The organism is Ralstonia sp. R-29 (genome assembly GCF_049913345.1).
GTDB lineage: Bacteria > Pseudomonadota > Gammaproteobacteria > Burkholderiales > Burkholderiaceae > Ralstonia.
This window is the reverse complement of the sequence record NZ_CP184377.1, coordinates 2,536,640-2,553,456: the sequence shown is the minus strand read 5'-3', so window position 1 is coordinate 2,553,456 and position 16,817 is coordinate 2,536,640. Positions and strand designations below refer to the sequence as shown.

17 protein-coding genes are annotated in these 16,817 nt (G+C 65.3%); 5 read left to right on the top strand and 12 right to left on the bottom strand.

Going from position 1 to position 16,817, the window contains the following annotated elements; genetic code table 11:
- Nucleotides 1-10: 10 nt before the first annotated feature.
- The 5 genes from ACN9M1_RS12040 to ACN9M1_RS12020 all read right to left on the bottom strand — a co-directional run bounded on the left by ACN9M1_RS12040 (nucleotide 11) and on the right by ACN9M1_RS12020 (nucleotide 4,883).
- Nucleotides 11-445, bottom strand: a complete 435-nt coding sequence (locus ACN9M1_RS12040; RefSeq protein WP_426394638.1) for a hypothetical protein — start codon at nucleotides 443-445, stop codon at nucleotides 11-13.
- A 291-nt stretch (nucleotides 446-736) separates the two neighbouring features.
- Nucleotides 737-1,504: a sulfite exporter TauE/SafE family protein gene (locus ACN9M1_RS12035; RefSeq protein ID WP_426394636.1), complete on the bottom strand. Its 768-nt coding sequence runs from the start codon at nucleotides 1,502-1,504 to the stop codon at nucleotides 737-739.
- Between the two features lie 69 nt (nucleotides 1,505-1,573).
- Nucleotides 1,574-3,127, bottom strand: a complete 1,554-nt coding sequence (locus ACN9M1_RS12030) for a glycine betaine ABC transporter substrate-binding protein (RefSeq protein ID WP_426394635.1) — start codon at nucleotides 3,125-3,127, stop codon at nucleotides 1,574-1,576.
- Entirely contained in the window at nucleotides 3,109-4,317 is a 1,209-nt protein-coding gene (locus tag ACN9M1_RS12025) for an HD-GYP domain-containing protein (RefSeq protein ID WP_426394634.1), read from the bottom strand. The genes ACN9M1_RS12030 and ACN9M1_RS12025 overlap by 19 nt, the downstream gene beginning before the upstream one ends.
- Before the next feature lie 293 nt (nucleotides 4,318-4,610).
- Nucleotides 4,611-4,883, bottom strand: coding sequence for a hypothetical protein (locus ACN9M1_RS12020; RefSeq protein WP_426394633.1), 273 nt, complete (start codon nucleotides 4,881-4,883; stop codon nucleotides 4,611-4,613).
- 414 nt (nucleotides 4,884-5,297) lie between these two features.
- Here ACN9M1_RS12020 and ACN9M1_RS12015 point away from each other — a divergent pair, with 414 nt between their 5' ends.
- Nucleotides 5,298-6,104 carry a hypothetical protein gene (locus ACN9M1_RS12015; RefSeq protein WP_426394632.1) on the top strand — a complete coding sequence of 269 codons (807 nt, stop codon included), beginning with the start codon at nucleotides 5,298-5,300 and terminating at the stop codon, nucleotides 6,102-6,104.
- A gap of 9 nt (nucleotides 6,105-6,113) precedes the next feature.
- On the opposite strand, the gene ACN9M1_RS12010 is transcribed toward ACN9M1_RS12015, so the two are convergent.
- On the bottom strand, nucleotides 6,114-6,917 hold the full coding sequence (locus ACN9M1_RS12010) for a transporter substrate-binding domain-containing protein (RefSeq protein ID WP_426394631.1): 804 nt from the start codon (nucleotides 6,915-6,917) through the stop codon (nucleotides 6,114-6,116).
- A 68-nt stretch (nucleotides 6,918-6,985) separates the two neighbouring features.
- The gene (locus ACN9M1_RS12005; protein ID WP_426394630.1) at nucleotides 6,986-8,353 is read right to left on the bottom strand and encodes a M20 family metallopeptidase; all 1,368 of its coding nucleotides are present in this window, start codon (nucleotides 8,351-8,353) and stop codon (nucleotides 6,986-6,988) included.
- Nucleotides 8,354-8,580: 227 nt separating this feature from the next.
- On the opposite strand from ACN9M1_RS12005, the gene ACN9M1_RS12000 reads away from it, so the two are divergent.
- Nucleotides 8,581-8,853: a hypothetical protein gene (locus tag ACN9M1_RS12000; protein WP_426394628.1), complete on the top strand. Its 273-nt coding sequence runs from the start codon at nucleotides 8,581-8,583 to the stop codon at nucleotides 8,851-8,853.
- Nucleotides 8,854-8,882: 29 nt separating this feature from the next.
- Here ACN9M1_RS12000 and ACN9M1_RS11995 read toward each other — a convergent pair whose 3' ends face one another.
- The gene (locus ACN9M1_RS11995; RefSeq protein ID WP_426394627.1) at nucleotides 8,883-10,196 is read right to left on the bottom strand and encodes a HipA N-terminal domain-containing protein; all 1,314 of its coding nucleotides are present in this window, start codon (nucleotides 10,194-10,196) and stop codon (nucleotides 8,883-8,885) included.
- A gap of 239 nt (nucleotides 10,197-10,435) precedes the next feature.
- On the opposite strand from ACN9M1_RS11995, the gene ACN9M1_RS11990 reads away from it, so the two are divergent.
- A complete protein-coding gene (locus ACN9M1_RS11990; RefSeq protein ID WP_426394625.1) occupies nucleotides 10,436-10,639 on the top strand; it encodes a hypothetical protein in 204 nt (67 codons plus the stop codon).
- A gap of 174 nt (nucleotides 10,640-10,813) precedes the next feature.
- Here the strand turns inward: ACN9M1_RS11990 and ACN9M1_RS11985 are convergent, their stop codons facing one another.
- The 3 genes from ACN9M1_RS11985 to ACN9M1_RS11975 form a co-directional block, all read right to left on the bottom strand.
- A complete protein-coding gene (locus ACN9M1_RS11985; protein WP_426394623.1) occupies nucleotides 10,814-11,740 on the bottom strand; it encodes a DMT family transporter in 927 nt (308 codons plus the stop codon).
- Nucleotides 11,741-11,813: 73 nt separating this feature from the next.
- Complete coding sequence (locus ACN9M1_RS11980) at nucleotides 11,814-12,362, bottom strand: methylated-DNA--[protein]-cysteine S-methyltransferase (RefSeq protein WP_426394621.1); 549 nt, start codon at nucleotides 12,360-12,362, stop codon at nucleotides 11,814-11,816.
- 5 nt (nucleotides 12,363-12,367) lie between these two features.
- Entirely contained in the window at nucleotides 12,368-13,852 is a 1,485-nt protein-coding gene (locus ACN9M1_RS11975; RefSeq protein ID WP_426394620.1) for an AlkA N-terminal domain-containing protein, read from the bottom strand.
- Nucleotides 13,853-14,001: 149 nt separating this feature from the next.
- On the opposite strand from ACN9M1_RS11975, the gene ACN9M1_RS11970 reads away from it, so the two are divergent.
- Nucleotides 14,002-14,748 (top strand): SDR family oxidoreductase, encoded by a 747-nt coding sequence (locus ACN9M1_RS11970; protein ID WP_426394618.1) that lies wholly within the window; start codon nucleotides 14,002-14,004, stop codon nucleotides 14,746-14,748.
- A 79-nt stretch (nucleotides 14,749-14,827) separates the two neighbouring features.
- On the opposite strand, the gene ypfJ is transcribed toward ACN9M1_RS11970, so the two are convergent.
- The gene (gene ypfJ / locus ACN9M1_RS11965; RefSeq protein WP_426394617.1) at nucleotides 14,828-15,715 is read right to left on the bottom strand and encodes a KPN_02809 family neutral zinc metallopeptidase; all 888 of its coding nucleotides are present in this window, start codon (nucleotides 15,713-15,715) and stop codon (nucleotides 14,828-14,830) included.
- A 296-nt stretch (nucleotides 15,716-16,011) separates the two neighbouring features.
- Between ypfJ and ACN9M1_RS11960 the strand changes: the two genes are divergently transcribed.
- Nucleotides 16,012-16,647, top strand: a complete 636-nt coding sequence (locus tag ACN9M1_RS11960) for a hypothetical protein (protein ID WP_426394616.1) — start codon at nucleotides 16,012-16,014, stop codon at nucleotides 16,645-16,647.
- The last annotated feature ends 170 nt before the right edge of the window (nucleotides 16,648-16,817 follow it).

The following is a 16,817-nucleotide window of genomic DNA, read 5'->3' as shown; positions in this document are numbered from 1 at the left end:
GATCGGCCTCTTACTGGCCGTTCACCGCTTCGGAACTGCGGTCACGGCAAACGCGCTGCGCTTCGCCGACCAGCGAGTCGCATTGGTTGGCGCGACGTGACCAGAAGGCGCGGTCTGACGATGTCTGCGCGCTGTCCTTGCCCTTGCGATGTGTGACGTGCTTGTCGACCCACTTGTCGGTCTTCACATGCGCGCGGTGCACTTTCTGCTTGAGCGTCCCCGGCGTCGCCTGCGGCTGGGCGCCGCTGGTGCTGTTGTGATAGCCGGGGTTCTCGGCCGCATCGGCGTTGCGCTGGACTTGCGTGCGCGGGCCTTCCATGGGGCTGTCGACCCCCGTCACGGCGCTGTGATCCTTCTGCTGTGCGTGCGCGGGCGCCACACCGATCCACGCACAGGCGGCCACGGCGATGAGGGAGGCTAGCGTCGACATCTTGCGTGCTTGCATACTCGTTCTCCTTGTTGTGAACGGGAGCGGACTCCACGACACGCATGCGACGTGCCATCGAGGCGCTCGCCCCGAACGTCACAATAGGAAAGCGGCCATCCGGCCAACAGTAGGACGTTGGCGGAACCGGCTGTCGGACAAACGCCGTCAATGTGCCAACAACGCGGTGCCGCTTAGAGCCGCTAACAAAACTGTCCTGGCTAGGCGTGCCGACGCAGACAGTACAAGTAGTACCGAATGTTCGTCACTGCGGGATGCGCAACGACGCCAGGGCGGTCTTGTTAACGGCTCTCAGGCGCGCAAGAACAGCCAGACCGTCAGCACGATACCGACGATGACGACGAAGCCGCGCAGCACCTTCTCGGGCAACCGATGCAGCAGCCACGCGCCGGCGAATCCGCCCGCGATGCCGCCGATTCCCAGCGCCAGCACGGCCGCCCAGTTCACCTGCGGCGAAAACGCGAACACCGCCACGGCGGAGGCATTCATCGTCATGGCGAGCACGTTCTTGGTGGCGCCTGCCATGCGCACCTGCTGGCCCGCCACGGTGAGCGCGGCCAGCATCAGAAAGCCGATGCCGCCGCCGAAGTACCCGCCGTAAATGGCAATCGCAAACTGGATCGTCGCCAACGTGGTGGTCGACATGCCGGCCGCTGCGTGCAGCGGTTTGCGCCGGAAGCTGCCCCACGCAAACACGCTCGTCGCAAACAGCACGAGATACGGCACCAGCCTGGCAAAGAACGACGGCGGCGTCGCCAGTAGCAACAGCGCCCCGAGCACGCCCCCGATGAGGCTGATGACGATGAGCTGCTTGAGCGAGAGGTGGTGCTCGCCGGCATCCACGCCGCCGGCCAGTTTGCGCCCGGCAATCGACGAGGTGATCTGACTGGGAAACAGCGCGATGGTCGACGTCATGTTGGCTGCCAGCGGGTTCAGCCCCGCCAGCAGCAGCGCCGGAAACGTGATGAACGACCCGCCGCCCGCGAGGGCATTCTGCGCGCCGGCATAGACGCCGGCCGCTGCGACGAGCAGGGCGGTGGAAAACGAAAGCGTGGTCATGGGGAGGTGGCAGGTGCGGCGCGGCTGGAAACACCGCGCATGGTAATGGAACGCCCCGCCCCGCGCTTGCTACCGGAGTGGGGTGCCACTGCGCCGGCGCAGCCACCACTCCACCGCCTCGAATGCGCCCTGCACGAGCAACGCCAGCACCGCCGCGGGGATGGCGCCCGCCAGCAGCGTTGCACTGTCGTTGAGCGCCAGCCCCGTCGCGATGCGCTCGCCATAGCCGCCCGCACCGATGAACGCGGCGATGGTCGCCGTGCCCACGCTGATGACGGCGGCTGTCTTGATGCCGGCGAGGACAACGGGCAGCGCCAGCGGCAAGTCCACCACGCGTGTGCGCTGCGCGGGCGTGAAGCCGAGCGCGAGCGCCGCATCGCGCAAGCCATTGGGCACCTGTTCCAGGCCGACGATGGTGTTGCGCACAATGGGCAGCAGCGCGTACAGCGCCAGTGTAATTAGCGCGGGCACCACCCCGATCGACCCGACGATGGGGATGAGCATTGCCAGCAGGGCCAGCGATGGAATGGTCTGCAGCACGCCCACCACCGCGAGAATCGGCTGCTTGATCGGCCGCCGCGCGGCAAGGAGCCCTAGCGGTACACCGAGTAGCACGGCCACGCCGGTCGAAATGCCCACCAGTGCAAGATGCCGCTGCGTGAGTCGCCACAGACCCTCGGTGAGTTGCAAGAGCAAGGCGTGGCCCGGCGCGGCGGTCGGTGCATTGCCACGCCCCGTCAGAAAATGCCGTGCGACTTGCGAGAAGGATTGCCCTTCCAGTTCCACCGCTGCGTTCATCCCCACCATGTCATCGCGCTGGATGCGCCCAGTCAGTGTGGTGATGGCCTGCCATTGCGCGGCATGTTTTTGCGGTATGTCGGCGCGGTACAGCAGCACGGCGTCGTAGCGCGGGAAGACGTGGTCGGGGTCGTCCAGCACGCGCAGATGTTCGCGGCGGATCTTGGCGTCGGTGGAGTAGATGTCGATCCCGTCGACCTGATTGGCGCGCAACGCATCGTAGGCGACGCCGTGGTCCAGACCCGTGGGGCGCTGCGGCAGCTTGTAGCGGCTGGCAATCGCCGGCCAGCCATCGGCACGACCGAGGAACTCGTGCGACAGGCCCAGGCGCAGTGCCGGGTGTGCGGCCAGGTCCGCCAGCGTGCGGATGTGGTCGCGCTCTGCATCAGCCTCGCGCAAGGCGAGTGCATAGGTGTCTTCGAAACCCAGCGGTACGCCGACCGCCAGCCCAAGGGGCGCGAGCGCCCGGTTGACGTCCGCCAGCAGCGCGGCCTGGTTCGGGTTGGCGGCTTGTTCGGCCGGCAAGTGCAGGATTTCGGCGGCGATGGTGCCGAGGTAGTCCGGGTAGACGTCGATGCTGCCGTTCTTCAACGCCGCAAAGACGATGGCGGTATTGCCCAGCCCCGGCACGTGTTCGGCGGGGGCGTGCGGGCTTGCCGTCTGCGTGAGGATTTCACCCAGCACGTACGACTCGGTAAAGCGCTTGGAACCGATGCGGAGCGGCGGTTCTGCGAATGCCGATGCGGTGCACATCAGCCAGCCCAGCGCGATCCCGATGAGGAGGCGCCGGGTGAAGGCACTACGGATCAGTCGCCGTGTATCCAAAGGTCGTTGAGGTCGGTCAGGCCCCAGTCGCGGGGTTCTTCTCTTGAGACGATCTGGTCGCCGGTCTGCGCCAGGTCGATCAGCTCGGGCGCAATCCGCGTGCCCGAGCTGATGGAGAAGAATACCTTGACCGTGGGCGTGAGCAATGCCCCGGGCACGTGTTGCATGACCACCGCCAGCCGCCCGGACTTGAGCCGCACCAGCGAGCCGACCGGATAAATGCCCACGCTTTTGACGAAGGCGTTGAACACCGCCGGGTCGAAATGGTTGCCGCGCCAGTCCACCATGCGCTGCACGGCGTAGGCGGCTTCCCACGCTTTCTTGTACGGGCGGTCGGAGGTGACCGCGTCATACACATCGCAGATCGCGCCCATGCGGGCAAAGAGCGAAATGCCTTCGCCGGCCAGTTTGTGCGGATAGCCGGTGCCATCCATGCGTTCATGGTGGTGCAGGCACACGTCGAGCGCGATGTCGCACATGTCGGAGTCGCCCACCAGAATGTCGTGACCGGCCTGCGGGTGTACGACCACGCTGCGGAATTCATCGGCGGTGAGCGCGCCGGGCTTGTTCAGCACCTCGGGCGGAATGGCGATCTTGCCGATGTCATGCAGGAGCCCCGCCAAGCCTGCGTCGCGCACTTCGTCGTCTGACAGGCCCAGCTGGCGGCCGAGCGACACCATCAACGCGCACACGGCCACGGAATGCAGGAAGGTGTAGCGGTCTTTCGCTTTCAGGCGAACCAGGCTCACCAGCGCGCTCGGGTGGCGGTCGACCGAGCCGGAGATGGCTTCCACCAGCGGCAGCGCATCACGCGCCTCGATGATGCGGCCCATACGCGCATCGGCAAACATGGTCTGCACGGCCAGCTCGGCTTTGCTGATCAGGCGCGCGGCGCGGCGCATCTCTTCCGCATAGGTGACGGGGCGCGGGGCGATGGCCGCTTCGGCCGAGGTCGGCGGCGGCGCGGGGGGCTCGGGTGCGGCGGGTGCAGCCTGGGCGGCGGCCACGTCGGTGCCACGCGCGGTGTCGATCCACACCTCGCGGACGCCGCTGGCCCGGATGCGTTGCAGTTGAGTGGCATCTTCCACGCGAAAGCGGGCCCGCCAGAACGGGTGTTCCAGCCAGGAGCCGACAAATTCGTCCAGGTACATGCCCACCCGCAGGTGTTCGATGGCGATGCGCTTGCGCATGTTGTTGGGGGTTACATCCACACAGTCCAGATTCACGGCCGGCAAGAGTGCGCAAGGAGACGCTGCCGTGCCAATGGGTGCCTTCCCTTTTATCGGACGACAGCGCACGGGTCTTGAGGGGAAATCGTGAAGACTCACACTGCGAAGCCCTTTCGGGGGCAGTGGGTACGGCGCGGACAAAAAAACAGGCGGCCGGTAAGGGCCGCCTCGGGAAGCCGTTACCGGCGCCAAATGGCGCGCGGCAGCGGGGAGGGAGACTGAATCAGTCGGGGGAAGACAGAAGCGTGATGCGCTTATTGACCGTCGGTGAATGGGTCAGCCTTGCCGACCAGGGCGCCGTCCGTGTACGGGTCAGCCTTGCGGAGTTGGCCGTCGGTGTACGGATCAGCCTTGCGCAGGGCGCCATCGGTGTAGGCGTCGGCCTTGCGCGCGCCGTCGGTGTACGGGTCAGCCTTGGTCACGGCTTGGCCATTGGTGTACGGGTCCTTGCTTTGCACGCCGGCAGCAAAGGCGGGAACGGCGGCAACAGCGATCAACGAGGCGAGAATCAGGTTCTTGGTTTTCATGATGAGCTCCACAGTCGGGGGGTGAGCGTTACTGCCTGGGCGGGTCCGCTGCAGTGCGGTAACGCGATGGCATAAGCTTAGTCGTTGCTTGGTGAGGGAAAAAGCAGTTCTCTTAAACTCTTTGTTCAAAAAATAAGAACAATAGTGACCTTCCAAGCACCCTCATCGCCACATAAGTCATTGATCTGACACGAAAATATGGGATGCGGGATAACCCTAATGCGAAACGTCAGATGAGCGGCGCTGAAAAAAATTCCGCGCGAGCGGGCTGCCGATTGTTGCGTTGCATTACAAGCATGGGGATTTCCCCAGCCTCCGGTCGGACGCCTTAGCGCTAAACATTCCGCGGCAATGGTCGTTGTTGCAGGTACGGGCGGCGTTTTCCGCCCCTCTGCAGCAAGAAGGAAGGCCATCATGCCCATCAACACCGCTTCCATCGCCCGTTTTGAAGTTGACGGCGTCGCCTACCAGGCGCGTCTGTTTGCCATGCCATTCCACGTGCCGGAAAACGGCCGCGTGCGCGCGCATGCGCTGGGCCGGCCGGAGATGCCCTTTGGCGGCGTGCATGTATTGGCCAAGTGGCTGGAAGAACGGGTGCTGCCGGAAGGCGTGGGTCTGGTGATGGCCGATCGCCTTTTCTCGCATGGCGCGGTGGACCAATGGTCGGGTGCCGATGGCGCGCGCGCGGCCAAGGTGCTGTCACAGGTGGCGCTGGGCGCCAAGAGCAGTCACCGGCTGTGGCGCAACACCGCGGCCGGCGGGTTTCGGGATGAGACGGCGTTTTTCCTGGGCGCCGCGTTCGTACAGACCGACGCCGCTGTCGACGACATTCGCCTGCTGGGCGATCTGATTCCCGCGCAGGAGTGGGCAAGCGTGGCCGATGCCGCATCGACCATGATGGGCCTGCACCTGTATCGGCCCGACGAGCCGGAAACGCTGGTCAACTGCGCGCTGCTGGCGCCGTCCTGGACGGAAGCTGCTGTGGAACGCGCCGACGGCTATCGCGCGCTTACGCTGCTGCATTCCTTTACTGAAGATGACGAGGAGATCCACGTCGACATCGAACTGCTGCCGCCGGGCCAGGTCGTGTTGCAGGTGGAATCGTGCTCGACACGCTTCTCAGCGCGGTTTGACCCGGAACTGCTGGGCCGCGATATGACCGATGCGCTGTTGCGCGACGCGCTCGCGTTGCAGCACGGCGAGCGCGCCAATCTTCACTGAGGCAGGCGCCTACTTCGCGGGCGCATTCCACGGATACGCCAGCCACGCATCAAAGCGCTTGGCGAATTCACCGCTCTCCATGGTTTGCCGCAGCCACTGGTCGACAAAGTTCTTGAACACCACGTCGCGCGGCAGCAGGTAGGCCTTCTCCGAGAAATCGAACGGCGCCTCCGGGTGTACCGCACACAGTTCGGGGTGCAGCTTCTGCTGTAGCTTGGTCTCCACCGCGTCGGTCATCATCAGGTCGGCGCGGCCCGCCACGATCTCGTTGAAGATCGTCACGTTGTCCGGATACACGCGGATCTGCGCCTGCTTCAGATTCGCACGCGCGAACTTCTCGTTGGTGCCGCCCGGGTTGACCACCGCACGCACGTTCGGCTGATCAATCTGCGCGAGCGTCTGGAACTTGCTCTGGTTTTCGCAGCGTGTGATCGGCGTTTTGCCGTCGCGCTGATACGGAACCGAATAGAACGCCTTCTTTTGGCGGTCCAGCGTCACCGACACACCGCTCATGGCGATGTCGTAGCGGTCGGCGGCGAAGTCCTGCATCAGCGTCGACCAGGTGGTCGGCACCACTTCCAGCTTCACGCCCAGCGCCTTGGCCAGGCTTTCGCCCATCTCCACGTCCAGACCGATGAAGCGGCCGTCAGCCGGGTTCTTGTAGCTGAAGGGTTTGTAGTCGCCGGTGGTGCCGACGCGCAACGTGCCGCGCGCGATGATCTCGTCGAGCCGGTTGGTGGTTTGTGCCAGCGCAGGCACGGTCAGGGCTGTACACAGTGCAAACGCACCGGCACGGACGAAGCGATTCAACATGAGATTCCCCATCGAGAAAATGAAAAAGGCGCGGTCGCTGTAGCGCCGCGCCAGGACTTGATGCAGGTCTATTGGCCTGATGCTTTGTTCCACTGCAGCGCGTTGAGCACGGCCAGCGACATCGCCGTCACGCCCGTCTTGATGGACGGCTCCGGCACCGGCGCGAACAGCGGCGAATGATTGGTCGGCAGCGGCTTGGCGCCCGGCTTGAGCGAGGCAAAGAACGTCTGCGGGTCGTTCACGCCGATGAAGAAGAACATCGACGGAATGCCCGCGTCAACAAACGCCGAGAAATCCTCGCTGGCCGTAATCGGCGGCACGCGCAGCACGCGGTCGTTGCCGAAAGCGGCCTTGAACATCGCCTCGGTGCGCGCGACCACGGTCGGGTCGTTGTTGACCGCCTTGCCGCCCTCCGTGATCTTGATCTCGGCGTCCGGCGCGCCCGACATCTCCGTGACGGCCTTGGCTGTGCGGCGAATGCCGTCGAGCATCTTCTGACGCACCACCGGCTTGTATGAGCGGATCGTCCCGCGCAGCAGCACGCTGTCGGGGATGATGTTCTCGGCGCTGCCGCCCTGGATGGCGCCGATGCTGACCACGCCAAATTCCTGCGGGTCTTTCTCGCGGCTGATCACGCTTTGCAGATCGACCACGAAGCGCGCGGCCATCATCACCGGGTCGATGGTCTTGTCGGGCGCCGAGCCGTGGCCGCCGCGGCCCTTGAAGGTGATTTCCAGTCCGTCGGAGTTGGACGTGACCGGGCCGCTATTGAAGACGATCGAACCATACGGCCCCGGGCCCGTATGCAGCGCAAACGCATAGTCGGGTTTGGGGAAGCGCTTGAAGAAGCCGTCGTCGATCATCGCTTGCGCGCCGCCGACCACTTCCTCGGCCGGCTGGGCCACGAAGACCAGCGTGCCGTGCCAGCGGTCCTTGAGCGACACCAGCGTCTTGGCGGTGCCGACCCACGACGCCATGTGCACATCGTGCCCGCAGCTGTGCGCCACGCCGACGTCTTCGCCGCGCCATTTGGTGTGCACGTGGCTGGCGTAGGGCAGGCCAGTCTTTTCTTCCATCGGCAGCGCGTCGAGCTCGGTGCGCACCAGGATCGTCGGGCCTGCGCCGTTGCGATACACCGCCACCACGCCGGTCTTGCCTACGTGCTCCGTCACCTCAAAGCCGATCTTGCGCATCGTCTCGGCCAACTTGGCGGCGGTGCGCGTTTCCTCGAACGCCAGTTCTGGGTGCGCGTGAATGTCTTTGTAGAGCGTATCGAGCTGGCCATATTCCGCATTGACTGCGGCATCCACCGCCGGCTTGATCTGCCCGACGTCAATGCTGCTGGCGGCCGGCGTTTGCGCCAGGGCCGGAACGGCAACACCTGCCATCAGCCAGGCCAGCGCGGTGCGCTTGAAACGAGTGGGGCGAAGGGTCATGAGGTCTCCTGCTTTCTGCGGCGTGATGGGCGGCGTGATGGGTGTTCGATACGGCATCGTTGCTTCGTCAACCGTCCTGATTATGCAGTCGCATACACGCCTGCGCACCCCGGGGCAGCCCGAATAGGCAGAGGACGTGGCGCACCACGATGCCACGAGAGTTGGCACCGGCCCTATGCTTGCCTAGACTGAGTCGGGTGTGCCGCTCTCAGGAATCGCAACTCGAAATGACGCCGACGATGTGCCTTCAGCTCTCGTTTCGCGATGCCCCGCCTGGAGAGACGGCGATTCGCGCGGCCCTGGAAGCCGCGCAGCGGGTGCTTGAGTTTAGCGGCGTCGCGCCGCGCGAGGCCTTTGCCGCCTATCAGGCATTCGCCAGCGGGGCGGGGAGCCCCGATGTCCTGGCGTTGGCGTTCGCCCGTGCCGAAGCCGAGGCGATGGATACGCTGGCCGCGCACGGCTATGCGCGCTACGGCACGGTCAGCTTGGCGGCGCTGTAGGTCTCGCTGTAAATCTCAATTAGCCTGCTTCAGATCTCTGCGGTTTTCCCGCCTAGCCGACGCGCCGTCTCCGACACGTGGCGGTGGATGCGCGCGAGAAAATCGATCTCAGCCGCCCGCGTGGGCGAATGCCCCAGGGCTTGCGACAGATGCGTCGCCACGAACGACGACTGCGGCGCCAGCATGCTGATCAGGCGCAGCAGTTCGCGGCGGGCCTGCGCGGCGTCGTAGCCGAGGTGGTCCGCCAGCGCGAGCAGCGCATCCTGGTCAATGGCGTCGTAGCGCGCCTGCGCATCGGCGGGCAACGCATCGGCATCCCACTCCTTGGCGTAGACGGCGGCGCAGAACAGATGATCGTGCGCGGCCAAGCGAATGCCGTCGGGCCCGATGTGGAAATGCAGCGTACCTGCAGACGCATTGCGCCCGCCAATCAGCAGACAGAACACCATCCAGCGGAAAAGCGATGCCGTGGCGGCCGTCGGGTCGGCGCAGAGGCGCGCGCATTGGGCGACTTGTTCGACAGTGATCGGCAAGAAACGGTGCTTGGGCGAGAGCCCGAGCAATTGCACAGCGGAGACGACGTAGCGCGCTTGCACCAGTGCGGTGTCGTCGCTCTTGCAGCGCAGCGTGCGATCCAGCCGCTGCACCACGGCCGCGGTTTCCGGAAACTGCCGCAAGCCCAGGAATGGCGTCTCCAGCCCGATGCTGCGGCCGAGCAGCGTGGCCCAACAGTGATTGATGGTGGCGTACGGAAGCTGAGCGCCTTCGCCCAGATCCAGCCGCACAAAATGGCTCGATTGTGCGGCGGTGGCCGGTGCAGAAAACCGGCCCAGCCACATGGAGACCGGCAGGCCGTTGGAGGCCAGGAAGGGCAGGCGGATCTCGTCCGAATCGGGCGCGGCTTGTGGCATGCCGTAGTGGGCACGCGGTTCGGCCACGCGCAGCGCCGTCGGCCGGCTCGGACGTCCAACGCTTTGCTGGAACTGCAGCACGACATCGCGTTCGGACAAACCATCCGCGCGGCCGTTGTAAGGCTTGAGGCCCGTCGGCACCAACGACAGCGGGCCGTCCAAGTTGGGCGCGGCCTGGGCGAGATGCTCCAGTGCGGCAGCCGCGGTCTTGGGCACCTCGCGCGTGGCTTCTGGCAGCAGGTATTCAAAGAAGTAGCGCACCGGCTGCGCCTTCGCCGTATCGACGATGGTGCCGGCTGCGCGCGGCAGGTGCGGGCTCAGATCAAAGCCCTGCGAGGATGCCTGCCATCGGGTGTCGTATTCGAACGCCCAGCCGCTGCGACCGCACGACAGTTGGCCGATCAGGTGTTTGTTCAGGTAGATGTCCAGCATGCGCGTATCCAACGTATTTGATGGAGCGTGCTTGGTCGGCCGTGCTGCGGAGGACCCGCCAGCAATCGGAAATCATCGATACGCAGATGCACCGCGGAGATTTCTTTGCACGCCCCTCATCGACCGAGGCCCGAGCATAACAAAGAAAATCTGCTAAACCACCCGGGAAAGATGTTTTCAATGATGCAGATTTCTGAAATCCGATTATCAGATTGCTAATATCAAGTGCGTTCGAGCTGATGTTTGAATTTTCTATTTCAGGATTGAAAGTATTTAAAATCGCCCATCAAACCTTGTGGTGGCGCCATGGAAAGAACTACCTGCGGCGAGCGATCGACGAGAATTTATTGCAATGCAACGATTTATCGCATTCTTGTGGGCAAATTGTCGCGCTGCACGAACTGGTGCCAAAGTGCGCCGACAATGTGCAGGTCGACCCCTGAAATACACGGCATTACCAATAAACTCGTGCGCGGATTTAAGCGTCGACTTCAGGCTCGGGTTTTCCACGACGAGTCGGGTTGTCCGACAGAATGGCGGGCGTTGTGGCCATCGGGGGATGGCGATCTCTGATGGGGTGAGATTTGCCTCGACTCGGTGGCCGGCAACGCTTGCAATCAGCGGCCCGAACGCAACAGCGGATCTTTCTCGTTGGCAGTGCCGTTTGCGTTGGCCTTCTTGCGCGACGCCAGCACGCCGGTCGATAGCGACGTGCCGAGCAGGATCACCGCGCAGCCGATCACCATGTTCAGCGTCAACTGTTCAGCCAGGAACAGGATGCCCCACAGCACGCCAAACACGGGGATCAGGAACGTGACGGAAGCCGCGCGTGTCGGCCCGACATGGGCGATGAGCCGGAAGAACAGGATGTACGCAACGCCCGTGCAAGCGATACCCAGGGCAATGACGTGGAACCAGACATCGCCGGTGGGCGTTTGCGCGGGCCATAGCCAGATGGCCAGCGGTGTCAGCACGATCGTGGCCGCCAACTGGCAGCCCGTTGCGGTGGCCAGCGGCGGTACGCCGGTGAGGTGGCGCTTGGTATAGCTGGCAGCCAGCCCGTACAGCACAGTCGCCCCGAGTGCTGCCGCCACCGCCAAGCCGCCCTGTTTAGCGTCGATGACGGACGAACCGCCCACCAGCACGATCACCCCCACGAACCCGATCGCCAGCCCCAGCACGCGCCATGACGACAGCCGATCACCCAGCCACAGGAAGGTGACGATAGCAGTGAACAGCGGTGTGGCCGCGTTGAGCACTGACGTAAAGCCCGCCGTGAGCGTGAGCTCCGCATAGGCAAACAAACAGAAGGGAATGGCCGAGTTGAGCACCCCTACGGCCAGCAGATGTGGCCAATGCGTCCACAGCGCCCCAAGCCCGCCGCGCCAGGCCAGCACCGGCACCAGAAAGCACGATGCGATGCCCACGCGCAGCGCAATCAGCGCCACGGGCCCGAACTGCGGCGCGGCTACGCGCATGAACAGGAAGGAGCCGCCCCACAAAGCGGCAAGCGTCAGGAGTTCGACCACATCGGAGCGGCGCATGAAGGTTGTCTCGTTGGCGTGTGTGAGTGTTGTGTGAGCGTGATGTGCGCGCATTGTCCGCGCGATTGGCATTTCATGCAGGCGTGAGCGCCAGCGTGCCTTGGCGAGCATCAGCCGGCATCGGCAGGCGTGCGCCAACGTGCGCGGGGTGGCCCTCAATGCGCAGCAGTGCGGCTTTGCGTGGCAGGCCGCCGGCGTATCCGGTGAGCGCGCCATCGGCACCCACCACGCGGTGGCATGGGATGGCGATGGAGATCGGGTTGCGGCCCACGGCGGTGCCCACCGCGCGCGCATGTTCCCGCGTGAGACCGAGGCGCGCTGTGATCTGGCCGTAGGTCGTGCGCTCGCCGAAGGCGATCTCGCACAGCAGGCGCCACACGTCTTGCTGAAACGGCGTGCCTGTAGGCGCCATCGGCACATCGAACACCTGCAGCCGGCCAGCAAAGTACGCCTCGAACTGCGCCTGCGCTTCACGGATGACCGGCACGCTGGCACCGGACGACATGCGCGCAGCATCCACGGGAATCGTCTTCTGCCCGGTGAAGAATGCGCCGGTCAGGTGGGTGTCATTGGCGATCAACAGCAGGTCGCCAAGCGGGCAGGGGACGGTGTGGCGGTACATGGTCGTCAGTCCGATGGGGTGGTCGCGAGCACGTCCTCGCGGTGCCAGAGGTGCATGGCGGCGTAGGCGCGCCAGGGGGCCCATGGTTCTGCGCGCTCGACCATGGCGCGGCGCGTTGGCAACGTACCGTCGCCGTTGGCCAGGCGCTTGCGCAGCACGTAATCGCCAAACGGAAATGCGTTGGGCCAGCCCAGCGCGCGCATGGCAACGTATTGCGCCGTCCATTCGCCAACGCCGGGCAGCGCTTGCAATGCGGTCAGCGTGGGGCCGAGCGGCACGAGGGGTTCAAGCTGCAGGCGGCCGCTGTCCATGGCGCGGGCGAGTTCCACCACGGCGGCGGCGCGGCTGGCTTGCAGGCCGGTCTGTGTGGATAGGGTGTGTGGGTCGATTTGCGCCAGCGCGGCGGCGGACGGAAACGCTATCGACAGCTTCGGCCGGCTGCCATGCGGCTGCGTCAGTGGCGTGCCGTACGTCGCGGTCATGCGCGCGAGAATGCGCCGCGCTTGCGCGAGCGAGATCACCTGCCCGGCAATGGCCCGCACGGCAATCTCAAAACCATCCACGGCGCCGGGCACGCGCAAGCCCGGTGTTTCAGCGGCGAGTGGGCCGAGGTGGGCGTCCACCAAGTCGGGCCGACAGTCGAGATCGAACAGCCGGCGCGCGCGGGCCAGCACGGGCGGCATGGCGTGCAGCAGGCTGGGCGACAGCGTGAGCGCCACCGCATGGCGCTGCGGCACGTCGCGCGCATGCAGCCAGCCGGTGTGCCGCACACCGCCATAGTCCACGGTGAGGGTGCGGGCGTAGCTGTCGGCATCCACCACCTCCACGCCGTCGATGGCACGGGCACGCAGAAAATCGAGCAACGCATGCCATGCGAAAGGCGGCCGATAGCCCAGCATGAGCGTGGGGCCGTCTTCGTAGCGCGCGGCGGTCGTGCGTGTGCGCAAACGCGACGGCGCAAAGCCATAGTGCTCGGCGAATCCACTGTTCAGGCGCCGCACGCTGCCAAAACCGGCGGCAAAGGCGATCTCGCCGACTGGCATGGCGGTGTCCGTCAGCAACTGCTTGGCCAGCAGCAAGCGCTGCGTTTGCGCGTATTCGACCGGCGACACATCGAACTCTGCGCGGAAGATGCGGCGCAGATGGCGGTCGGTCACGCCCACCGCAGCGGCCAATGCAGCCAGGTCGTGTTCCTGCAGAAAGCCCTCGTCGATCATGCGGGCGGCTGCGCGTGCCAGGTTGGAAGACATCTCCGCCAGGCTGTGCCCGGGCGCCAGCTCCGGTCGGCAGCGCAGGCAGGGCCGAAAGCCCGCGCGCTCGGCGGCGGCGGGTGTCGCAAAGAAGCGGCAATTTTTCTGCTGCGGCGTGCGAACAGCACAAACGGGCCGGCAATATACGCCGGTGGATGTCACGCCGACGAAGAACCAGCCATCAAAGCGCCGGTCGCGCGATTGCACCGCGTGGTAGCAGGCGTCGTGGTCGAGTTGCATGGTGGTGATCCGATGACTTGGCAGCTAGTCTAGCCCTGACAGGCGGGGTGCGTTCGCCGGAAACGGACATCTCCCTCGGTGCTGGAAAAACGAACACGCGGTCGGTACACCGGCACAATGCGAGCACAACAACACCTCGGGAGACTCGCATGTCAAAGACCATCGTCATCACCGGCGGCAGCCGGGGCATCGGCCGCGCCACGGCGGTGCTGTGCGCGCAACGCGGCTGGTCTGTCGCGCTGCAATATCGCGGCAACCGGCAGGCGGCGGAAGAGACGGTGGCCCTCGTCGAACAGGCTGGCGGCCACGCACTCGCGGTGCAGGGTGACGTGTCCAACGACGAGGATGTGATCGCGCTGTTCGAGGCGGCAGCCGGACGTTTTGGCGCGCTGCACGGGGTGGTCAACAACGCCGGCATCGTCGCCGAAGCGCAGGACGTGGCCGACATGACCACGTACCGCCTCCGCACCATGTTCGAGACCAATGTGTTGGGAGCCTTCTTGGTAGCGCGCGAGGCGGCGCGGCGGTTGTCCACGTCGCGCGGCGGGGTGGGTGGTTCGCTTGTGAATGTGTCGTCGGCGGCATCGCGGCTGGGGTCGCCGCACGAATACGTGGACTACGCAGCCTCCAAGGGTGCTGTCGATACCATGACGCTGGGCCTGGCGCGCGAACTAGCCCGCGATGGCGTACGCGTGAACGCCGTCCGCCCCGGCCTGATCGAGACCGACATCCATGCCTCGGGCGGCCAGCCCGATCGCGCGCAACGGCTGGGCGCCAGCACGCCCATAGGCCGGCCCGGCACGCCGACAGAAGTGGCCGAATCGATCGTCTGGCTGCTGTCCGACGCAGCGTCTTATGTAACAGGCGCATTACTGGATTGCAGCGGCGGCCGCTGACGGCTGCACGGACATCTCCGCAAGAAGGCCGAGCCCTAAAAATGGCGTGCCAGGCGGCACGCCCTTTTTTATTGCGGACTTAAGCGTCCGCGCCGGCGCGGAAGGTATCGCACTGGCGGATGTCGCCGGCGTCGAAGCCCTGGCGGAACCAGTGCATGCGTTGTTCCGATGAACCGTGCGTGAAGGCATCGGGTGTGACGCTGCGGCCGGCGTTGCGCTGCAGGGTGTCGTCGCCGATGGCGTGCGCGGCGGTGAGCGCCTGTTCCAGATCCCCCCGCTCGAGCAGCCCGCGCTGCTGTGCGTAGTGGCCCCACACGCCGGCCAGGCAATCAGCCTGCAACTCCAGCTTGACCGACAGCGCGTTGGACGCCGCCTGCGATTTGCCGGCCTGTGCGCGGCTGACTTTCTCCGACACGCCCAGCAGGTTTTGCACGTGGTGCCCGACTTCGTGCGCGACGACATACGCGGCGGCAAAGTCGCCCGGCGCGCCAAAGCGGCGGCGCAGTTCATCGAAGAAGCCGAGGTCCAGATAGACCTTGGTATCGGCCGGGCAGTAGAACGGGCCCACCGCCGAGGTGGCATCTCCGCAACCCGAGCGGATGCCCGCGCGGAACAGCACCAGCTTGGGCGGCTGATACGCGCGGCCGGCCTGCTTGAACAGTTGCGACCATGTGTCTTCCGTGTCGCCCAGCACGTGCGAGACCAATTGCTTGCTGCGATCGTTGTCCGTCTCGCCGGTGGGACGGGCGGGTGCGTGCTGCGCGGAGGGTGCCGGCGCGTTCTGCGACACCTGCATCACCATGCCGAGGATTTCCAGCGGGTTCTTGCCCATCAGCAGGCCGACGACCGCCACGATGGCAATGCCGCCAATGCCCAGCCGCATGCCGCCGCCGCCAAAGCCGCCGCCACCCGAGGACGCGCGTTCATCCTCGACGTTATTACTTTCGCGCATGTCATCCCAACGCACGTGTTTCTCCTTGATGCCCTGGCCCCGGCGTTACACCCGGTAAACTGTGCAAAGTCTACCTGCCTTGCAGGCTGGCGGGGGTGCGGGGCGCGGCCGGAATCGTCTGCGTTTTTTCGGGAACGTAGCACTGGCAAGGGTTTGCAGCGGTTTGTGGCGTTGCACAAAGTCCGGCAGGAAATTTGCTAACCAAAGCTGCTCATCCCAACGCCGCGCTGTCACGCGCGTGTCACGCGGCGATTTTCGAATCACGATCGGCAGCGCACCACGCTGCCGACTGAACGACCCGAGTGTTCGCCATGCGCTTGCCTGCTTCGATTACCGCTCAAGCTCCAGATACTGCACAGACACCGCCGCTCGCTTCCACACATGTCGACCCGACTGAGGTTTCCGACGTGCAGAGCCAGCCCCCCGCAGCCGAACGCAAGCCCTGGTGGGCACGTGTGCCGGCTGCCATCGTGGGCAGCGCGTTCACCAACGTGGCAGCGGCTCTGATTGCCGTGACGGGGGCCGTGTACGTGGGGATGTATCACGCGCCTTGGGTGAAGAGCCTTGCGAACCACACCCCCACGGCGGAGCAGGCGGGCGATGCAATGGGTGTTGCGGTGGCCGCGGCACCTGCCAGTGCGGCGCCATCGGCTTCCGCGACACCTTCGGCCTCCGCGGTAACGGCGGCAACGGTCGCTCAGTCGGAGCCCGCGCAACCGGCGTCACCTGAGCGCGTGGCCGCGGCGCGCGATCGCATGGAGCAGCGCATTTATTCCCAGGTGCCCGCCCGTGCACGCACGGTGGCCGGAAGCGAAACCATGAACGATGAGGCACCCGCACTCGAAGGCGATGGCCGCGCAAGCCGGGGCACGCGTCGCCACCATCGCGGCGTCCGTCATGGTGGGCATGGTGCGCCGTGGAATGCGGCCTGGTACAAGGGCGCGTGATTGATCGAGGTTACTGCGGGCAAAAAAATGCCCTGATCGCGTCAGGGCATGTGATACGTATTTTTGAGCCAGCCGCTTAGTTGGCGTCGCCGCCTTCTCGCAACTGGACGAACTCCGATTCCACCGTGTAAGGCCGCGCAGCCTGGATATCGCGCGTGTTCTTCTGCACG

Excerpts from the sequence above, each read along its gene's own strand:
- ACN9M1_RS11980 (WP_426394621.1), bottom strand. The coding sequence starts at position 12,362 with ATGTACCGCCACACCGTCCCCTGCCCGCTTGGCGACCTGCTGTTGATC.
- ACN9M1_RS11985 (WP_426394623.1), bottom strand. The coding sequence starts at position 11,740 with ATGCGCCGCTCCGATGTGGTCGAACTCCTGACGCTTGCCGCTTTGTGG.
- ACN9M1_RS12040 (WP_426394638.1), bottom strand. The coding sequence starts at position 445 with ATGCAAGCACGCAAGATGTCGACGCTAGCCTCCCTCATCGCCGTGGCC.
- ACN9M1_RS12010 (WP_426394631.1), bottom strand. The coding sequence starts at position 6,917 with ATGTTGAATCGCTTCGTCCGTGCCGGTGCGTTTGCACTGTGTACAGCC.
- ACN9M1_RS12020 (WP_426394633.1), bottom strand. The coding sequence starts at position 4,883 with ATGAAAACCAAGAACCTGATTCTCGCCTCGTTGATCGCTGTTGCCGCC.
- ACN9M1_RS12015 (WP_426394632.1), top strand. The coding sequence starts at position 5,298 with ATGCCCATCAACACCGCTTCCATCGCCCGTTTTGAAGTTGACGGCGTC.
- ACN9M1_RS12025 (WP_426394634.1), bottom strand. The coding sequence starts at position 4,317 with ATGCGCAAGCGCATCGCCATCGAACACCTGCGGGTGGGCATGTACCTG.
- ACN9M1_RS11990 (WP_426394625.1), top strand. The coding sequence starts at position 10,436 with ATGTTTGAATTTTCTATTTCAGGATTGAAAGTATTTAAAATCGCCCAT.
- ACN9M1_RS12035 (WP_426394636.1), bottom strand. The coding sequence starts at position 1,504 with ATGACCACGCTTTCGTTTTCCACCGCCCTGCTCGTCGCAGCGGCCGGC.
- ACN9M1_RS11970 (WP_426394618.1), top strand. The coding sequence starts at position 14,002 with ATGTCAAAGACCATCGTCATCACCGGCGGCAGCCGGGGCATCGGCCGC.
- ACN9M1_RS12000 (WP_426394628.1), top strand. The coding sequence starts at position 8,581 with ATGACGCCGACGATGTGCCTTCAGCTCTCGTTTCGCGATGCCCCGCCT.
- ACN9M1_RS11995 (WP_426394627.1), bottom strand. The coding sequence starts at position 10,196 with ATGCTGGACATCTACCTGAACAAACACCTGATCGGCCAACTGTCGTGC.
- ACN9M1_RS12005 (WP_426394630.1), bottom strand. The coding sequence starts at position 8,353 with ATGACCCTTCGCCCCACTCGTTTCAAGCGCACCGCGCTGGCCTGGCTG.
- ACN9M1_RS11960 (WP_426394616.1), top strand. The coding sequence starts at position 16,012 with ATGCGCTTGCCTGCTTCGATTACCGCTCAAGCTCCAGATACTGCACAG.
- ACN9M1_RS11975 (WP_426394620.1), bottom strand. The coding sequence starts at position 13,852 with ATGCAACTCGACCACGACGCCTGCTACCACGCGGTGCAATCGCGCGAC.